17 protein-coding genes and 1 tRNA gene are annotated in these 19,330 nt (G+C 34.4%); 14 read left to right on the forward strand and 4 right to left on the reverse strand.

The window, feature by feature from the left end; all coding sequences use genetic code 11:
* Positions 1–5 precede the first annotated feature (5 nt).
* The 12 genes from folB (at position 6) to PGH12_RS09140 (ending at position 11,987) form a co-directional block, all read left to right on the forward strand.
* Positions 6–389: a dihydroneopterin aldolase gene (gene folB / locus PGH12_RS09085; protein ID WP_267599665.1), complete on the forward strand. Its 384-nt coding sequence runs from the start codon at positions 6–8 to the stop codon at positions 387–389.
* A gap of 27 nt (positions 390–416) precedes the next feature.
* Complete coding sequence (locus PGH12_RS09090; protein ID WP_267599664.1) at positions 417–1,781, forward strand: DUF4403 family protein; 1,365 nt, start codon at positions 417–419, stop codon at positions 1,779–1,781.
* A 29-nt stretch (positions 1,782–1,810) separates the two neighbouring features.
* Positions 1,811–2,320, forward strand: coding sequence for an RDD family protein (locus tag PGH12_RS09095; protein WP_267599663.1), 510 nt, complete (start codon positions 1,811–1,813; stop codon positions 2,318–2,320).
* A 50-nt stretch (positions 2,321–2,370) separates the two neighbouring features.
* Positions 2,371–2,441 (forward strand) — tRNA-Cys (locus tag PGH12_RS09100).
* 238 nt (positions 2,442–2,679) lie between these two features.
* A complete protein-coding gene (locus PGH12_RS09105; RefSeq protein ID WP_267599662.1) occupies positions 2,680–3,216 on the forward strand; it encodes a glycine zipper domain-containing protein in 537 nt (178 codons plus the stop codon).
* A gap of 55 nt (positions 3,217–3,271) precedes the next feature.
* Positions 3,272–4,909, forward strand: a complete 1,638-nt coding sequence (locus PGH12_RS09110) for an LIC_10190 family membrane protein (RefSeq protein WP_267599661.1) — start codon at positions 3,272–3,274, stop codon at positions 4,907–4,909.
* A 51-nt stretch (positions 4,910–4,960) separates the two neighbouring features.
* Positions 4,961–6,031 carry a chorismate synthase gene (gene aroC, locus PGH12_RS09115; RefSeq protein ID WP_267599660.1) on the forward strand — a complete coding sequence of 357 codons (1,071 nt, stop codon included), beginning with the start codon at positions 4,961–4,963 and terminating at the stop codon, positions 6,029–6,031.
* An 18-nt stretch (positions 6,032–6,049) separates the two neighbouring features.
* On the forward strand, positions 6,050–6,613 hold the full coding sequence (locus PGH12_RS09120) for a thioredoxin family protein (protein WP_267599659.1): 564 nt from the start codon (positions 6,050–6,052) through the stop codon (positions 6,611–6,613).
* Positions 6,610–7,149 (forward strand): TlpA family protein disulfide reductase, encoded by a 540-nt coding sequence (locus tag PGH12_RS09125; RefSeq protein WP_267599658.1) that lies wholly within the window; start codon positions 6,610–6,612, stop codon positions 7,147–7,149. Before PGH12_RS09120 ends, PGH12_RS09125 begins: the two co-directional genes overlap by 4 nt.
* Before the next feature lie 78 nt (positions 7,150–7,227).
* On the forward strand, positions 7,228–7,572 hold the full coding sequence (locus tag PGH12_RS09130; RefSeq protein WP_267599657.1) for a YkvA family protein: 345 nt from the start codon (positions 7,228–7,230) through the stop codon (positions 7,570–7,572).
* 163 nt (positions 7,573–7,735) lie between these two features.
* Positions 7,736–9,115 (forward strand): orotidine-5'-phosphate decarboxylase, encoded by a 1,380-nt coding sequence (gene pyrF, locus PGH12_RS09135; protein ID WP_267599656.1) that lies wholly within the window; start codon positions 7,736–7,738, stop codon positions 9,113–9,115.
* 52 nt (positions 9,116–9,167) lie between these two features.
* Positions 9,168–11,987 (forward strand): gluzincin family metallopeptidase, encoded by a 2,820-nt coding sequence (locus PGH12_RS09140; protein ID WP_267599655.1) that lies wholly within the window; start codon positions 9,168–9,170, stop codon positions 11,985–11,987.
* A 56-nt stretch (positions 11,988–12,043) separates the two neighbouring features.
* Here PGH12_RS09140 and PGH12_RS09145 read toward each other — a convergent pair whose 3' ends face one another.
* Positions 12,044–12,904 (reverse strand): lamin tail domain-containing protein, encoded by an 861-nt coding sequence (locus PGH12_RS09145; protein WP_267599654.1) that lies wholly within the window; start codon positions 12,902–12,904, stop codon positions 12,044–12,046.
* Positions 12,905–13,067: 163 nt separating this feature from the next.
* The gene (locus PGH12_RS09150) at positions 13,068–14,000 is read right to left on the reverse strand and encodes a T9SS type A sorting domain-containing protein (protein ID WP_267599653.1); all 933 of its coding nucleotides are present in this window, start codon (positions 13,998–14,000) and stop codon (positions 13,068–13,070) included.
* Positions 14,001–14,314: 314 nt separating this feature from the next.
* On the opposite strand from PGH12_RS09150, the gene PGH12_RS09155 reads away from it, so the two are divergent.
* Together PGH12_RS09155 and PGH12_RS09160 are read left to right on the forward strand one after the other, a co-directional pair.
* Positions 14,315–17,386: a DUF8818 domain-containing protein gene (locus PGH12_RS09155; RefSeq protein ID WP_416258844.1), complete on the forward strand. Its 3,072-nt coding sequence runs from the start codon at positions 14,315–14,317 to the stop codon at positions 17,384–17,386.
* A gap of 251 nt (positions 17,387–17,637) precedes the next feature.
* Entirely contained in the window at positions 17,638–17,910 is a 273-nt protein-coding gene (locus PGH12_RS09160; RefSeq protein ID WP_267599652.1) for a helix-turn-helix domain-containing protein, read from the forward strand.
* 382 nt (positions 17,911–18,292) lie between these two features.
* Here the strand turns inward: PGH12_RS09160 and PGH12_RS09165 are convergent, their stop codons facing one another.
* On the reverse strand, positions 18,293–18,712 hold the full coding sequence (locus tag PGH12_RS09165) for a hypothetical protein (protein ID WP_267599651.1): 420 nt from the start codon (positions 18,710–18,712) through the stop codon (positions 18,293–18,295).
* 202 nt (positions 18,713–18,914) lie between these two features.
* Entirely contained in the window at positions 18,915–19,325 is a 411-nt protein-coding gene (locus PGH12_RS09170; RefSeq protein ID WP_267599650.1) for a hypothetical protein, read from the reverse strand.
* Positions 19,326–19,330 lie beyond the last annotated feature (5 nt).

Below are 19,330 nucleotides of genomic sequence, written 5' to 3' on the forward strand. Positions count from 1 at the left end.
AAACTATGAGCAAAATATTCTTAGAAGACGTAAAGATTTACGCTTATCACGGCGTTCTTCCCGAAGAAAACATAATCGGGACTTATTATATTGTAAATGCAGAAATTCATACAGATTTGTGGGAAGCAGCAGTTTCGGACGATTTAAATGATACAATCAGCTATGCAGATATTAATGAAATCATTCATGACGAAATGAAAATTCAATCTAAATTGCTTGAGCATGTCGCAGGAAGAATTATCGCGAAAATCAATGAAAAATTTGATCAGATTTCTTACATCAAATTAAGAATCACCAAAACCAGTCCGCCCATGAAAGGCGAAATGAAAGGCGCAAGTATTGAGCTTGAAAAAAGTTTTTTATTAGGTGGAATAAAAGGAAATGAGTAATTTTCGGTTTAATAAATTTAAAACACAGTGAAGTTATTCAACATATTATCTTTATTTCTTTCTCTTGGAATTTTTGCACAGAGCAACACAACTTCCGGCGATCCCATCTACAGTTTCCCGAAAATAAAATCGAGTATTACAATGCCGGTGACGATCCCGCTGTCGGAGATTAGCAATATGATCAATACTTCGGTAAAAGATCTGATTTTTCAGGACGATTCTTACAGTGACAACGACAATGATCAGTTTAAAGTAAAAGTCTGGAAAACCCGAGCAATAAGACTTGTAGGAGATGCCAACCAAAATATTTTAATTGAAGTTCCTTTGAAGATCTGGGCAGAAAAAGGAATAGGAACGTTAGGCATTTATTCTTATCAGGAAACTACTTTCGAAACGGTGATGTACTTTAAAACTGCTTTAAGTTTTAAAAATAACTGGACGGTGAACACATTTACTCAACCGATGGGTTTCAAATGGGTAAAAAAACCTGTACTTACTTTTGGGAAAATTCAGATCCCCATCACTTCTTTGGTCGAAAAAAGCCTGAAAGAACAACAATATAATTTTTGCAAAACTATTGACAAACAAATGGCTTCACAGCTAAACTTTCAGCAATATGCAGTTTTAGCTTGGAATGCTTTTTCGCAGCCTTTCAACATTTCTGAAGAATATAATACGTGGTTGAAAATCACACCGATCAACGTAAATATCACTCCATTAAAGTTTTATGGTAACGAAATAGACACCAACATAGGCATTGATATTTTCTCTGAAACTTATACCGGTACAAAACCCGAAGCGGCACAACCTGCAAAAGCGGTTATGAATTTTAATTTCATTCCACTTTTAGCAGACCAGTTTATATTGCAGACCACGGCTAATATTCCGTTTTCTGAAGCAACAAATATTGCGAAAAAAACTTTTCTCAATAAAGAATTTGATGTTAGAGATTCAAAAGTGACAATTACCGACATTAAAGTGTACGCAGAAGATAAAAGAATCATGATCGAAGCTGAAACAAAAGGTTATGTGAACGGTACAGCATTTATTTCCGGCATTCCTGTTTACGACGAAACAAAAAGAAAAATAGTGCTTTCGGACACAAAGTTTAAGCTTAGAACGGCCAATATTCTTCAGAAATTGGCAACCTCTCTTTTTAAAGGAAAGATTGTAAAAATGATCGAAGATGAATACGGAATTCCTACTGTTGAACTGGAGAATTCATCTAAGAAAAGTATTGAAGAAGCTTTTAATAAAGAGTATTACAAAGGTTTGAAAATGACCGGTAAAGTCTCGAAGCTGAAACCAAATCAAATATTACTGAACGATTCCGGAATTACTGCAGTAATTGACACCAATGCGAATTTAAGATTCACTTTAAAAGGATTTTAATATCATACAAACTAAAACCATTATTAACCATGAGAAAATATTTACAGATTATTGACAGAAACAGAGCTACAAAATGGACGAGGGTGGGAAACAATGTTATCGACAGGATTGTTTTTAATTTACTCTTTTTTGCAATTGGTCTCCTAGGAGGAATTGTAGACAGTATTTTTGAAATGTATTACTTCACCAAATATTTTGAACAATTAGCAAATCTGGGAAAAGTTGCTGATATTTTTATTACAAGCATTTTGTTTTTCTTTTACATCTTTATACTTGAATATCTTACCAAAGGAAGAAGTATAGGCAAATTCGCGACGGGAACAAAAGTAATTATGATAGACGGAACAGCACCAACTGCAAAAGATTATTTTATCAGGAATATTTGTAGGCTTGTGCCATTTGATGCATTATCATTTTTGGGTGAAAACGGTTGGCACGACAGCTGGAGCGACACACGAGTAATCAATACAAAAAACTATGAAGCTGAAAAACAGGTTAAAATCGATATCGAAAATCTTGGTAGTAAAGAAATCGCGTAAAAATTTTGCATTGAATGAGAAAATCTTCTATATTTGCACCACTTAAAAATGGTACTTTGGCCGAGCGGCTAGGCAGTGGTCTGCAACACCATCTACAGCGGTTCGAATCCGCTAGGTACCTCAAAAAAACTCCGTTCTTACGATCGGAGTTTTTTTATTATTATATCGCGAGAATTCATTCCAATTATTCAGGATAGCAGTAGGTTTCACAATCTTTAAAACATTAATAACCTTCCCAATCGCTTTCCCACTCTGTAAAAATAAATTTTAACAGTTTCTTAACTAAAACTTGGCTTCATAATTGAACATACCACATCAATAAATTGTAAAGTTTATATAAAATTTAAAAAATTTGAGTTATGAAAAATATAGTTTTAACAGGTTTTTTGTCAATCATGGTATTGGCCGCCTGTAAGAAAGATGATCAGGTCGCCGAAAAGTCACTCGAACAGCAAAAGATAGAATTTCAGGCTAGACAACTTGAAATAGAAAAGCAAAAACTGGCAATCGAAAAAGAAAGATTTGCTTACGAAACTCAGAAAAGAACAGACAGTATCGCAGAAGTTCAAAAAGCAAAAGAAACTGCAGCTGCTGCTAAACCTCAAGTAATAAGAGAAACAAGAACGGTATATAGAGATAATCCTTCGTCATCAAACAACAGTGTTGCAAGTAACAGCGGAGGATCATCACAAGGTACAACTGCCAAGAAAAAAGGTATCAGTGAAGCCGCAAAAGGCACTGCCATTGGTGTAGTGAGTGGTGCTGCATTAGGTGCTCTTGTTAATAAGAAAAACCGTGGTGGTGGTGCAGTAGTTGGTGGTATTATTGGTGGTGCAACCGGTTATACATTAGGTAGATCTCAGGATAGAAAGAGCGGAAGAGTACAGCCGAGATAATATTATCAGTATCGAAATATATAAAAGATTGCTTATTTTTAAGCAATCTTTTTTTATGCTTTTTATTTTATTTTCAATGATCGTGGTTATTCCTGTCCTGATTGGCTGGGGAAAATTCTTTGAGATCATTACCAAAACACAGCTACTTGAAGGAATCTCCGGAAAAATAATCTTCGGTATTTTCGGGATCAGTATGATTTGGACAGTTTCAGCATTTTTTGTTCCCCTGAATATATATGTCGAGGCTTCTACAATATTGATCGGTTTGCTCTATTTTTTTAGGGAGAAATTATATCTTGAATTATACAGTTTCTCATCAAAAGATTACATAGTCATAGGAATAGGTTTATTGATAATTTTATTTTGTGGCTCATTTTATCCTTACATTTTAGATCATTTTGGATATTATGTTCCAAGTTTATTATGGCTGAAAGACTACGGCTTGGTAAAAGGAATATCAAATCTCGATCTTGTACTGGGTCAGATGTCGATATGGCATATTTTTCAGGCAGGATTTTCAAATTTCACTGATCCTTTTTTAAGAATAAACACGGTTTTACTTCTCGTATATTTACTTTACATTATTGAAAAAAGAAGCTGGATTCAATTATGTTTCCTTCCCATTTTACTGCTTTTTTCGCAATCTCCAAGTCCCGATTTGCCTGTTATTATTTTTTCATTAATTACTTTACAAGAAATTCTTGCCAACAACAGAAAAACAGCAATACTTTTTGCTTTTTCAGTTTTTGTTTTTGCAATTAAACCAACAATGATCTGGTTGCCGATTCTCGCCTTCCTCTACTCTATTTTCATTATTAAATCTCCATTAAAAAAACTGACTGCCGGAATTGTGATTTTCGTTTTATTTTGTGTGAAAAATATCTGGACTTTTGGATATCCTTTTTTTCCTATTTCAATTATTGATCTGGGACTTAGCTGGAAGCCCAGTCAAGAATTATTAAAGGCGTCATCTGAATTTGCCATTCTGAAAACCTTCGACAACCAATACTCATATCAACAAATTCAGCAGTTTTCTACATTTGATTATATTAAAAACTGGCTTCTTTTAGATGGAATTAAATCTGTGATCAATATCTTGTTTATATTGAGTTTATTGGTTTTCATCATATTTACTTTCATCAAAAAAAACAAAATCATTACTTGTATCTGCATCTCGCTGGTAATAAAAAGCACTTTTGTTTTGCTGTTTTCTGCACAATACAGATTTTTTATTGATGTGTTTTTTGTGATCATTTTTGTGATGTTTCTAAAATATTTTAATGAAAGAAAATCATTAATTCTCTCTATTTGTTTAAATCTCGTAATTATCGGTTTTATGATTTTCCCTTCGATTGCCGCACAGTTGATTCCTAGTTACAGAATGTCGTCAATGATGGGAAAATTTGAATTTAAACAACTTTACAAACCGTCCTCTTACAATTACAAAACATATCATTCTTACGAAGTTGGTAACTTGAAATTTAATGTTTCTAAAAAATATCCTTTTAATTTCGATACACCTGTTCCTGCAATTTCTGAAAGTTTCGTTTTTGACTATCAGAAAGCCGGAGTTTTTCCTCAGATGATTGATAAAAAAGACCTTAAAAAAGGCTTCTATACAAAGAAAATGTCTGTAAAAGAACAAAATAAGGTTAAAAAAATCACAGAGAACATCACAAATTCATATAAATAGTATAAAACCAAAAAACTTTATTATGTGAATAAAAAACGGTAATTTTGTACTATGTTCAATACTTTAGGTAATCTGCTCAGCCTTACAACTTTCGGTGAAAGTCATGGTCTGGCTTACGGCGGAATCATCAATAATTTTCCGGCTGGCCTGGAAATCGATCTGGAAAAAATTCAACACGAGCTTGACCGTAGAAAACCTGGTCAGTCAGCAATTGTGACTCAACGGAAAGAAAGCGATACAGTGAAATTTCTGTCAGGAATTTTTGATGGTAAAACAACGGGAACGCCGATTGGTTTTATGATTGAAAATGAAAATCAGAAATCGAAAGATTATGATCACATTTCACAATATTACCGTCCCAGTCATGCAGATTTCACATATGATCAGAAATTTGGGATTCGCGATTATCGTGGTGGTGGAAAATCTTCTGCACGTGAAACGATCAATTGGGTAGTTGCCGGAGCTTTAGCAAAGCAACTTTTATCAGATATTGAGATCAATGCATATGTTTCGTCTGTAGGCGATATTTTCTGTGAAAAACCTTACCAAGCCTTAGATTTTTCTAAAACCGAAAGCAATGATGTTCGTTGTCCGGATGCGGAAACTGCCGAAAAAATGATTTCAAAAATCAAAGAAATTAAAAAAGAAGGCAATACCATTGGCGGAACAATTACCTGCGTCATTAAGAATGTTCCCGTGGGAATTGGTGAACCTGTTTTTTCTAAATTGCAGGCAGAATTGGCAAAAGCAATGCTTAACATCAATGCGTGCAAAGGTTTTGAATACGGAAGCGGTTTCTGTGGCGCAAAAATGACAGGAAGCGAGCACAATGATGCTTTTAATACAGATTTTTCTACTAAATCTAATCTTTCAGGTGGAATTCAGGGTGGAATTTCAAACGGAATGGATATTTATTTTCGTGTTGCTTTCAAGCCTGTAGCAACCATTTTGAGACCTCAGGAAAGTGTAGACAAAACCGGAAACGCTGTTACGGTAGAAGGAAAAGGCAGACATGATCCTTGCGTGGTTCCGAGAGCGGTACCCGTTGTGGAAAGTTTAGCTGCTTTTGTGTTGGCCGATCTTTTTCTGATCAATAAAACAAGAAATTTAAATCAATTTTAAACCTAAATATTTTAAGTAATGCAAAATTACTGGGAAAAAAGCATCTCCTTTGAGGACTATCTTGAAGTAGGAAAACAAAGATTAGAAAATCCTGCCACACAGCAGGAAATTGATTATAAGCAGTACTACGAACTGGGGATTCAGAGGATCGACCGAACATTAAAAAAATATACTCCAGACGCAGATCAGTTAAAGGAATTAGAAATCAAAAAATTTAAAGGAAAAATTTTGATCATTTCTGAAGTCTGGTGCGGTGACGCAAGTGCAACCGTTCCTGCTTTGGTTAAATTTTTTGAAGGCAAAAACGAGGTCAAAATTTTTCTTAGAGACAGCGATAAAAGCTTTATCAATCAATTTCTGACCAATGGAACAGAATCTATTCCTAAAGTTATCATTCTTAACGAAGATTTTAGCGTCAAAAATTCTTGGGGACCACGCCCGAAATATGGCAAAGAATTGCTCATGAAGCACAAAGCAGATCCAGAAAATTACACAAAAGATCATTTTTATAATGATCTGCAGGTTTATTATTCAAGAAACAGAGGGAAAGATGCTGTTCAGGAAATTTTAGAATTATTATGAAAAAATTAGTAGTATACATCGTTATTCTGGCGGCTCTGGGTATCATTTTTCTTGTTCCGGGAATCAGAAATTCTCTGAAAGAATTATTCTTTCCGGTTGCAACGGTCGAAAGTGCTGTACATATTGAGGCAGACGATTACGACGTCGATTTGCAGGGAATCAATGTACCAAGTACCAACATGAAAAACTTTAGAAACAAGCCTGTTTTTCTGAATTTTTGGGGAACATGGTGTCCGCCTTGCAGAAAAGAATGGCCGTCAATTCAAAGATTGTATGACAGGAGAAAAGATCATATCGATTTCGTTTTAATAGCGATGAAAGATGAAGAAGCCGCTGTAAGAAAATTCATGAAAGAAAACAATTATACCGTTCCTGTTTATATCGCTCAAAGTCCTATCTCAGAGAAGATTCTTCCAAAAGCATTTCCCACAACGTTCCTTTTGGATGAAAATGGAAGAATTCTCATCAAAGAAGATGCTGCAACCGACTGGGATTCAGAATCTATCCACCAGTTTATTGATAATATATTAAAGTAAGTTTTAACTTAAATTATAATTTGTTGGTATAGAATTTGCGAATTTTATTAGGTTGAACTACTTTAAAGCGAACACAATATGAAATATTCTAAATTAAATTTAGCTAAACAAGCTATCAGTCACAAAGGCTTCGTAAAAAAAATACCAGATATTTTCAGAATGGTGAAGATGTGGAAGAGAGGAGAATATCCCGTAAAATCTATCAATATTATTTTGCCATTGGTGGGTCTTCTGTACGTACTTTCTCCTATAGACGTCATACCAGATTTCATCATCGTTGCTGGAGTTTTAGATGATTTGGCAGTCTTGTCTTTAGCGATACCAAAGCTAATCAGAGAGGTAGATAAGTTTCTACTTTGGGAGGCAGAGAGGAAATATGGAACTGAAGGCGCAAAAATTATTGACGCAGAAATTATTGGCTAAAAATTAAACCATCTTTACAGGATGGTTTTTTTTTGAGTTGATATTTGATGTAATTAATTTAAATTCAAAAAATTTAAAAATTCTTACAATTTACAAGCGAATTAAAATTCGCAATTGACTTTTAACATCATTTCCTTAAATTTGCAACATCTAATAAAAAATAATGGAAAGTAAAAAAGAATTCTTTTTGGAGTGCTACAAACTCGGCATCATCAAATTTGGGAGATTTACCTTAAAAAGCGGAATTGAAAGCCCATTTTATGTAGATTTAAGACCGTTGGCTTCAGATCCTAAAATTTTGAAAAATCTAGCTAATTATTTATTGGAAATGCTTCCACTGGATAATTTTGATTTGATCTGCGGAGTCCCTTATGCTGCACTTCCCATGGCGACCGCGATGTCTCTGGAAAGCTATATTCCATTAATCATTAAGAGAAAAGAAGCTAAAAATTACGGAACAAAAAAACTGATCGAAGGAATTTATCAGAAAGGACAAAACTGTCTTTTGGTAGAAGATGTCATCACATCAGGAAAATCTTTAATCGAAACTATTGCCGAAGTTGAGCAGGAAGATCTGAAAGTTGCTGATATTGTAGTTGTTTTAGACCGGGAACAAGGCGGAAAACAACTTTTGGAAAGCAAAGGTTACAGAGTTCATACGCTTTTCAATATTTCAGAAGTTTGTACAATTTTACAGGAAAAAGGTGAACTTTCTGATGATGAAGTAAGAAGAATTCAGGATTTTCTTGCAGGAAATCATATTCAGTTTGAAGAAAAAACGAGACTTTCTTATCAGGAAAAATTTGAAGCTTCACAACATTCAGTTTCAAAAAAATTATTAGAAATCGCTTTAGCAAAAGAATCAAATCTTATTGCTTCAGCTGATGTTACTACAACCCAGGAACTTCTTGAACTGGCAGAAAATGTTGGCCCACATGTGATTGCTTTAAAAACTCACATTGACATTATTTCTGATTTTGATTATCAAAATACAATTGTTCCGTTAAAAGAGATTGCAGCAAGACACCAATTTTTATTGATGGAAGACAGAAAATTTGCAGATATCGGAAATACTCAGGAGCTTCAGTTTACGAGCGGAGTTTTCAAAATAACAGATTGGGCAGATTTCGTAACCTCACAGGTTATTGGTGGTTTTGAATCTTTAGACTGCTTCAAAAATGTAGGTGTTGTGGCAATTATCGGGATGTCTTCAAAGGGAACTTTAACGACAAACAGCTATCGAGAAGAAGCTTTGAAAGTCGCTTTATCGCATCCAAATGTTATTGGCGGAGTTTCTCAAAATGTGCTTCCTGAAGAAATGTTGCTTTTTACTCCGGGCGTAAATTTAGCAGATTCAGGAGACGGAAAAGGTCAACAATACAATACTCCGGATCATGTTTTTAAAACTCTTCACACAGATTTTATCATCGTAGGAAGAGGAATTTACAAGTCTGAAAATCCTGCAGAAGCTGCTATCAATTACAAAAATGAGGGTTGGAAAGCTTATTTAAATTCTTTAGAAAAAAACACAATTCAGCAGTAAAATCGGCTTTATTGTATTTAAAATAAGTTATATTTGATGCTTTATCATCAGTTTGAAAAAGTTTAGTATTTGTTTTATTTTGTTTTGGGGCATTGTACAGGTTTCTGCGCAAAAAGACAGCATTTTTATTGTTGCAAAAATATCTCAGGACAAAAAAATTCTTGACGTAGATCAGGAAATTATTTATCACAATCAATCCGGAAAAGCATTAGACAGCATTAAACTTCTTAATTGGGTCGCTGCCTACAACAAAAGAGGCACTTCTCTGGTTTACAGAAAGTTGGAAGACAGAAACAACAGTATCCACTTCGCCAAGTCCGGATTACTAGGCAAAACTTTTGATTTGAAGATCAATAGCAACGAAGATCAAATTGTTACAAAGAATAATTTATCGGAAGAGAATTTATACTTTGTTTTAAATAAAGCTTTACCGGTTGGTGAAAGCATAAAATTACATCTACAGTATCAGATTCAGCTTCCTGATAAGCAATTTACAGGATACGGAACTTCTGAAAATACGATCGCTTTAAAATATTTTTTTATTGTTCCGGATCATTTTGATCCGGACAATATTTCTTCAAGAAATTATCAGGACATTGAAGAATCTGTCAACTTTAATACAAACTGGACGGTCAATTTTGACGTTCCAAGTGATTATTTTATTGAAGGAAATCTTCAACAGGCTGTCAAAAACTCTTTCAGCGGTTATCTGGATACCGATCCCGAATTTATAATTTCTCAAAATCAGTTTCAGACCATAAAAGTAGATTCTGATGACATTGAAACTGAAATTAAATTTGGCTATGCCCTAAGTCCGCAGGAAATTCAAAATCTGGAATTTTTCCTTCCGCTTCAGCTAAAATTCATCAAAGAAAAAATTGGTTATATACCGGAAAGTCTTTTTATATCTGATAAATTCAGGGCTAAAGAAGATTTTTTTGGGAATAACGACATCAGTTTCTTGAAATTTAGATTTAAACTTTTTACTGATGCCGAAAAAATTGATCAGGATTATTTCGGAATCATCACAAAAAAAATTCTCGATAAAAGTATCATTACCGACAAAGAAGATCATCATTGGTTTAAGAACGGTTTAAAATCATATCTTGAAATTCAATATTTAAAGAAATTCTATGGCGAAGCCAAGCTTTTAGGAAAATTACCGGAAACGAATATTTTGGGAATTAAACCTCTGAAATGGTTTCATGCTTCAGATGTAAAACTTTTAGATCGCTATGGTTTAGCGTATCAGTATATAATGTCTCAGAATCTTGATCAGAAAATAGACGAGCCTTTTTCTGCTTTAAGCAATTTTAACGATATGGCGATCAGCAGCTTCGAAACAGGAAGTCTTTTCAGTTTTTCTGCTGATAAAATGGGTGAAGATAATTTCAATGATTTACTTAAAAAATACATTACTGAAAATAGAGATCAGGAAATTAACCCTGAAGATTTTCTAAAACAGCTTTCACAAAAAGAGCCTTCGACAGATTATTTAGCAGAATTTTTAAAACAAAAAAACAGAGTTAATTTTAAACTTAAAAAATTTAAAACTAAAAATGATTCTCTGGAAATCAGAATTGCAAAAAATACAGATGATGCAATTCCTGTAAAACTTGAAACACAAACCAGAGATGGCGAAAGGAAATCATACTGGATAGAAACCGAAGAAAAACAGAAATTGAAAACTGTAATTCTTCCTTCAGAAAATATTTATAAAATCACCTTAAATGATGATTACATTTTCCCTGAAGCCAATTACCGTGACAATTTTTTGTATACAAAAGGTCTATTTTCGAACTCAAAAAAAATTAAATTTAAACTGATCAAAGATATTCCTAATCCTGAGTTTAATGAAATTTATCTAAACCCAAGAATCAGATTCACCAACACCTACGACAAGTTTCTGATTGGAATGAATTTTAAAAACCAATCGCTTTTTGATCAGAAATTCCTCTACTCTATCACTCCGTCTTTCAGCACTGGAACAGGAAAACTGACGGGATCCGGAGCAGTGGAATATTCTTTTCTTCCGGCAGAAAGCATGATTCAAAGTCTGACCTTCGGAATTTCAGGATCATACTTTCACTATGATTATGACCTTGCCTATCAGAAAGCATCAATATATTCTTCTATAAGATTCCGAAAAGACCCACGAAGTACAGTGAGCCGCGGAGCCAGTTTTTCATATAACTATTTTCAGAGAGATCTGAATGCCAAAATGATCGCCGAAAACGATTATAAAAAATATAATCTTTGGACACTTGGTTATGGTTTTTCTGACAATCAGATGATTCATGAGAAAAGTTTCAGCATCAGCACCCAGGGAATGCAGGATTTTAATAAAATTACTGCAGAAGCTTTCTACAGATGGGAATTTGCGCCAAGACAAAAACTGAGTCTCAGATTATTTGGTGGATATTTTGCCAGAAATGAAACGAGAAATAACACGTTCGACTACGGAATTTCACGGGTTTCGGATTACTCTTTCTCATACAATCTTTTGGGACAGAGCGCAACCGGAGGAATTTTGTCTCAACAATTTGTTTTGGCAGACGGTGGTTTTAAATCTTTCATTCCGGGAACAGTAAATCAGTGGATTACGTCATTGAATGTCGATACAAGTGTCTGGAAAATTTTCCATATTTATGCAGACGGAGGAATTTATAAGAATAAAAATAACCCTACACAGTTCATCTGGGACAGCGGAGTGAAAGTGAGAGTAATTCCGGATTTTCTTGAAATTTATTTTCCTGTGCAATCTTCGTTAGGCTTTGAACCTGGTTTTAAAGATTATGGAAAAAGAATCCGTTATACTTTGATTCTTAATCTGAGCACAATTATTAATGCTGCGAGAAGAGGTTGGTACTAAAAAAAACAGCTGCCGAATCGACAACTGTTATATTTTGTTTCTTTTTTCTGATTAAATCAATCTTTTAAGATCTTTTGAGATACAGGTTGATTATTAACAACTCCAGTTACAATGTAATTACCTTTTTGTAATTCAGCAATATTCAAAGTTGTATTTCCTTTTACTGAGGCAGTTTTTACAAGTCGACCGCTCAGACTGTAGATTTTCACGTCTTTTACATCGCTTCCAAATGTAATCTCTTCATTCTTTACAAATGAATTTTTAATAAACTGTGATTTTACAGAATTGTTTGATACATCACTAACAGCTAATGTGCCCGATGATTGAGGAGTTGGCAATGTGATGGTAAAATCAACATTATTGTTGTTGGTGTCGCCATTTGTTCTCGTAATAGAATTAAGAATTGTTGGTGACGGCGCAGATCCTATGCCTTCGTACTGATTGGCAAGACCATATCCTACAAAATCTAAAACGTTGGAAGCAGTAGGGCCGGTAACTTGGGTTGCATTACTGGCCAAGGCTACTTTTCCGGAGGTAAGTGCGAGACCAACCCCTACTCCAACACTTGGCGAGCCGTCAAGATTTAAGAAAACACTTACAATAAGATTGGGATTCAATAAATTAATCAGTCCACCCAAGCCGTCAGAACCTTGTTGAATCAAATACGTCTGACCAGGTCCCAATGTGATGCTTGGTAGATTATTGTACTGAGTAAAAGCACCCGATGCAGAAGCATATTGAATGGTAGCACCATTAAGAGTTGCGGTAGAACTACCGATATTCTTCAGTTCGATGAAATCATTGGTAATTGCCGCACCCAGAAGTCCGCCTCCAGAATAGATTTCATTAATAACAATCTGAGCATTAGAGAATGCAGCTATCGAAACAAGTCCGATAAAAGTAAATACTTTTTTCATAACTATAATATGTTGGTTTGTTCATAAATAAGCAGCAAAAACAATACCATATTCTTAATAAAAACACAAATACTGTTAAAATATATTAAAATGTAATTTTTCTAAATAAATACAAAAAGACCACTTCATTGAAGTGGTCTTTAGAACTAATATGATAGAAAATTTAGTCTTTTAAAATCTTCTGAGAAACAGGTTTATTGTTTACAGTTCCTGTCACAATGTAGTTTCCTTTAGAAAGCTCTGCAATATTTACATCATATCCAGCCTTCACGGAAGCAGTTTTTACTACCTGCCCGTTTAAATTATAAATCCTAAGATCTTTCACATCTGCTCCAAAAGTGATTTCGTCATTTTTAACGAAAGTATTCTTAATGAAGTTTGATTTAGCTTTAGTCAAATCAGAAACTGCAAGGCTTCCAGCTTGCGCAGTTATAGAGAAGTTGTCAACCGCCAACATGCAGTCACTTCCCGGATCATTTGCATCAGTCCATTTAATCCATAATGAACCACTATTTGGAATATTCAGACCTGAAATTGTAAAACTTTTAGCCATTTGATTAGCTGCCAAATTACCATCTACTGGCGCATTATCAATTGCACTGGTTAAAATTTCAGTTAAATTTCCAGAAGCCAATGGCGTCCAGGTTGCTGATGCGTCAGTAAATGATGAAGCATTGGTACTGTATGCAAAACTTACAACTTCATTCACGGTTGCATTACTGCCAGTTCTCCATTGCTCTTCAGTAAACGAAATACTAACAGAAGTTATAGCAGATCCTGTATTATTAGAAAACTGCGCACCAAATGCAGGTACAGTAGAACCCGAAGCGATAGTTCCCAACGCTCTGTCTGCGGCAGAAGCTGCACCCACGCTATAAACAGCACCCGAGTTTGCACTTCCATTATCAACAACCGGAGCCAGAACCTGCCCTATAGTTCCTGTACCTGAATCTCTTACAGCATTCCATCCCGCAGGTAATGTTGTTTCTAAATTATCAAAATTTTGTGTCACCGCTGTTCCTGATGACGGAATGCTCACCTGAGCAAAAGACAATGCCGAAAGTACTATACAAGACAGAAGATAAACTTTTTTCATAATATTAAATTTTTTAATTATTTATAATTTATCCTGCAAAATTAGAGGTAATTTTACGTCTAATACAATATTAAGGTTAATTTATTGTTAATTATACTATAGACTCTACTGTTCATATTTTTTAGCTATTTTTACCAATTATTTTATAAGAGTTGCGGAATTCCTTCCTGATTTTTCTGTTTTTTATCTTGGGCTTATCACTGAATAGCGCTCAGATATTTTCATGGAAAAATCCCAATATTCCGCAAGACAGCGTGAAAAAAGACAGTATTCTTGCGGCACGGCTGGAACAGGATATTTTCGCAAAAGACACAATGGATTTTGTGAAAACCAGCAACAGAATTATAGTTGATGAAGCCGTTTTGGCAAAAAACGATAAAAAGCGTTTCTTGGGAGAACTAAATTCTAAGGGTTCGATTATCAGAGGAATTACATTCGGTAACAATCAGGGGCAATCTGTGCAAAGTTCGATGGATCTGCAGATTTCCGGACGATTATCTAAAGATGTCACTATTTTGGCCAGTATTTCTGATCACAATTTACCAATTCAGGCAGATGGATACACACAAACGCTGGAAGAATTTGATAAAATCTATATGCAGCTTAATATTAAGGATAAATCTATTCTGAGAGCAGGACATTTAGACTTACTTGATGATAAAAATTATTTTGCAAAATATCAGCGAAGAAGCATGGGACTTCAGTTTCAGACACAGTTCGGAACTGAAAGTAAAACTTTTGTAGATGTTTCTTTGGGAGTTGCACGAAGCGAATTTCACCGAATCCGTTTTCAGGGTGTGGAAGGAAATCAGGGACCGTATCGACTTACCGGGAAAAATGGCGAACAGTTTATCACTTTGATCTCCGGCTCTGAGCAGGTTTTTATTGACGGAATTTTAATGAAACGTGGCGAAAATCAGGATTACATCATCAATTACAATACCGGCGAAGTAACTTTCACAAGTTTTCGGCCGATCTTCCAACAGAACTTTATCACGATTTCTTTTAATTATACCAATCGAAATTATTCGAGATATTTATTTACAGGAAAACTGGAACATCAGCGTGAGAAATTCAGAATCGGCCTAAACTGGTTCATGGAAAATGATAACAAAAATGCACCTTTAGCTTTAAACTTATCAAAAGAAGACGAGCAGATTTTAGCAGATGCCGGAAATGATCCTAATTTAATGTATGCACCTTCCGGAGTAATTACAGAATATGACGTTAATAAAATTCTTTACAGTCTTGTGCAGGATACCAACGGAAGTCATTATCAGTTCTCTACCGATGTTACACAGACATTATACACGGTTTCTTTTACCTATTTCGGAGCCAATCTGGGTGATTACAAGCTGACACAGACAACAAATAACGGACGAGTTTTTGAGTACGTCGGTCAGAATCTAGGAGATTACAGAGCGGTAAGAAAACTACCTTCCCCTCAAAAATCACAGGTCTATACTGTAAATTCAGAATACCTTTTAAAGGACGGAAAAATAGGTGCAGATATTTCTTTAAGCAATTATGATCTGAATCTATTTTCATCAAAAGATTCTGATCAGAATCTGGGTTATGCTGCAAGAATTTTTGGAAACAAAACATTTACTAAAAACAGCTGGAAAGGAACTCCGAGCTTTGAGTATCAATATATCGACAAGCAGTTCCACATTCTAGACCGTATTAATGATGTAGAATTCTCCAGAGACTTTAACCTTGCACAGGAATTTAGCGGTAAAACGCAGAACAGATTTATTTTTAATTTCCTTAATAAATGGAGCAATAAATCGGTTTTAAATTATCGCATCAACTATCTGGACGAGCAGGATTCTTATAAAGGAATTAAAAACGATTTAGACTTCAGCTGGATCAAAGGGAAATTCCTCACCAAAGGAAACTTATCTTATCTTGATACCAATGCCATTTTGCAGGACACCAAATTCATCCGGGGAGGAGCCTCCTCAGAATATACAGGTAAAAAAGGAAGCTGGGCGTTGGGCGGAAGCATGGAACACAATGAAAAGAAATTTAATGATACTCAACTGTTGGATGTCACAAGTTTCAGCTGGAAAGAATTGTTTGTTCAGAAAAAAATAGGTGACAGCACCAGAACGAAGCTGTTGGCAAAAATGTATGTCCGGGACAACGATTCGGTGCGTGACAACAGACTTCAGAATATGAACAGGATCTTAGGTTTCATGGCAGAAAGTCAATTGATCAAAACAGAAAAAACTACTTTAAATGCTTTGATTCACTACAGAAAATTCTTTTATAAAAATGAAGACGTAGACATGAATCAGAATAAAGATTTTGTTGTTGGAAACCTTCTGTATAATCAGCAGTTGTTTAAAAACGGAATGCGTTTGCAGGCATTTTACGAATTAGGAAACGGACAGGAAGCGCAGCGCGAATTTCAATATATTAAAGTAACCGACGGACAGGGAGTTTATAAGTGGACTGATTATAACGGCGACGGAACGCAGCAGCTCGATGAATTTGAGATTGCCGAATATTCTGATCTGGCGCAGTATATAAGAATTTACACCAATTCCGTGCGCTACATACCTTCCAATAAAAACAAATTGCAGCTGGCATTATTTGTAAATCCTGCGATTGTTTTCAACTCGGAAAACAAGTTTTTAAAGAGATGGAATTTTAATGTTTCGCTAAATTCTCAAAACTCTTATTTCAAAGGAGACAAAGTATTGGTGATTAATCCTTTTGAAAAAAGTGAAGATCAGATTCTTAAAAATCAGAATATTCTGGCATCCGTACAGTTCAATCCTACCGAAATATCCGGCTGGAACGGAAACTACCGTTTCATCGCCAACGACAACCTCATCAATGCAAATTTCAGTAACGAAGAAAGAAATCAGACTTCACATTTCGTCAATCTCGGCTATTGGTTTAATAAAGAATTCAGGGTAGATTGGGAAAACTCTGTACATGATCTGCAAAACTCATCACAGCTTTTTGCGACAAGAGATTACCGTTTGAATAATTTTGAAACCAAACCAAAAGCTACCTACAAATTCACAGACGCTATACAGGCAGAATTTTCTTCTGCTTACCGCGAAAAGAAAAGAGTGGATGGCGAAGAACTTCTGAAAGCTTTTGACATCACCGGAACCATACAATGGGAACGTAAGAAAACTTCGATCCGTGGGAATTTCTCTTTCATTAATAATGATTTCACCGGAAACAATTTCAGTATTGTTGGAAACCAAATGCTTGATGGTTTAAAACCCGGTAAAAACCAGGTTTGGAGCGTCTTTATTCAACAGGCTATTAACTCTTTCTTACAATTGAATTTAAATTATGAAGGCAGAAATTCCGGTGAACGTACAATTCATATCGGCAGTATGCAGGTGAAGGCGAGTTTTTAATGAGTTAGAAGTTAGAAGTAAATTAATAATTATTTTTCTTTCTAATTAAACCACTGCTTTTGTCATTCCGGAGGAATCTAAACATTTTAGTTTACAGTGTTGATATTTCTCCAGAATGACAAAGTGCATTCTATCATTAAATTTTAAAATTACCTATATTTGTTAAAAAAAAATAAACCAATGAGCATAGGAAATAATATCAGAAGAATAAGAACGAAATCTAAAAAGACACAGCAAGAAATTGCAGACCTTTGGGTGTTGAGCGAAACACCTATGCCAATTGGGAAAGTGAAACCAACGATATAAAGTCTGAATATCTGCCGAAACTTTCTGAAATCTTCAATGTAGAAATTAAAGACTTGTTTGAGGATAAAGAGAAAGTAAGTTTCGTTAACAACTCAACAAATAGCGATCATGCTTCAGGTGGACAACATGGATTGATAATTAACATTACTGATAAAGAAGCTGCTGAGAAATTAGTAATGCTGGTCGAAAAGTTACTACAAAAATTAGATAAAGAATAGAATAAAACCGAAGAAAATATCTTCGGTTTTATTTAACAAAGCCCTGAATCATGCCATCAAGTTTGTCATTCACTTCGTTGAATCTTTAATTTCCGGAAGAATCTCAATCACTTTAGGTGCTATGTTTAGATTTCTACGAAATGACAAAGTGTATATTTAGGGAATTTGGAGCTGAGAGTAGTTTGAAAAAGCTAAGTAATCAAAAATAAAAAGCAGGCATGCTTTTAGAAATTGCACGCCTGCTTTTTTGAAAAGCTCTCGACCTTTTGTACAAATCGTCGATAGCTTTTGTTATAATCCTCGAAGGGATTTAGAGTTAAACATGAGAACAAACAAAATACCACAGAGTTTCCTGTGGCTTTCATTTTAAATTATTTGTAAATTAATTACTACAAACAATAATATCTTTAATTGTTTTATCTATGTAAAAATTCTTTTCGTTAGTTGTAAAACGAAAATTGTTCACCTTTTCAAAGTGTTTTATAGGCATAGGTAGAAAGTTTTGTTCCCAGAAGATAATTAATATTACTTGTTTATTATAAAAATCTCTTTCCGAAAATTTGAAAATAGTATTTATTTTCTTGTCAAATACTATTCTAGTAATCTTAGGTTTTAGTAACCCTAAGTCATTTAATAAATTAGAAAAGGGTTTCCCTATATATTTCTCTTTATTGATCTCTATTTTTTTCAAATAAGATACAGTATCAGTAATCGGTCTCTTCGTACAGGTTGTAAAAACATTAAGTCCTTGTGCTTTAACAAAGAAAATATTCATAAATAAAAACAGAATAATTATTTTCATTATTTAAAGATTTTGTAAGCAGATCTTATAATTAGCATTATTTGTTTCAAATTGTTTAAGAAATTTATAGTATCAAACTTTGGCTTCTTCATACGACAATTTAAAATAATACAAGTTTCACCATTTTCCCCTTTCACTACTTCCTGTGCACATGAAAAGGTAAAAAATATAATTAAAAGTAGTGAGAGTTTGTAACTGCCAATCATCGGTAAACAACAATATTCTTTATTATTTTATTACCATAAAAAACTCTTTCTTCATTGGTAAAATAAAAACCGTTTTTCTGTTCATAATATTTAGTTTGATCTCTCGGAATTGGACTTTGCCATTCTACTAACAATGTAATTGTATTGTGAAAGCTTAATTCCATATCGCAAAACTTAAATCTTGTACCCGGCGTTATTGTTTTCTTGCGACCATGTGATGCAGACCAAGCGGTTTTTGGTTGTATTTGTGTCATATCATTTAATAACACTGACAAAGGCTGATTGATGTAATTGGCTTTATTGGCTTCGAACTGTTTAAGATAGTTTAAAGTATCAAGCTGCGCTGATAGTGTACCAAACCCAATTATCAAAAGTACAAAAGCATATAAGTATTTTAAATTTTTCATTTTTT

The sequence above is a fragment of the Chryseobacterium sp. CY350 genome (assembly GCF_027945075.1).
Lineage (GTDB): Bacteria > Bacteroidota > Bacteroidia > Flavobacteriales > Weeksellaceae > Chryseobacterium.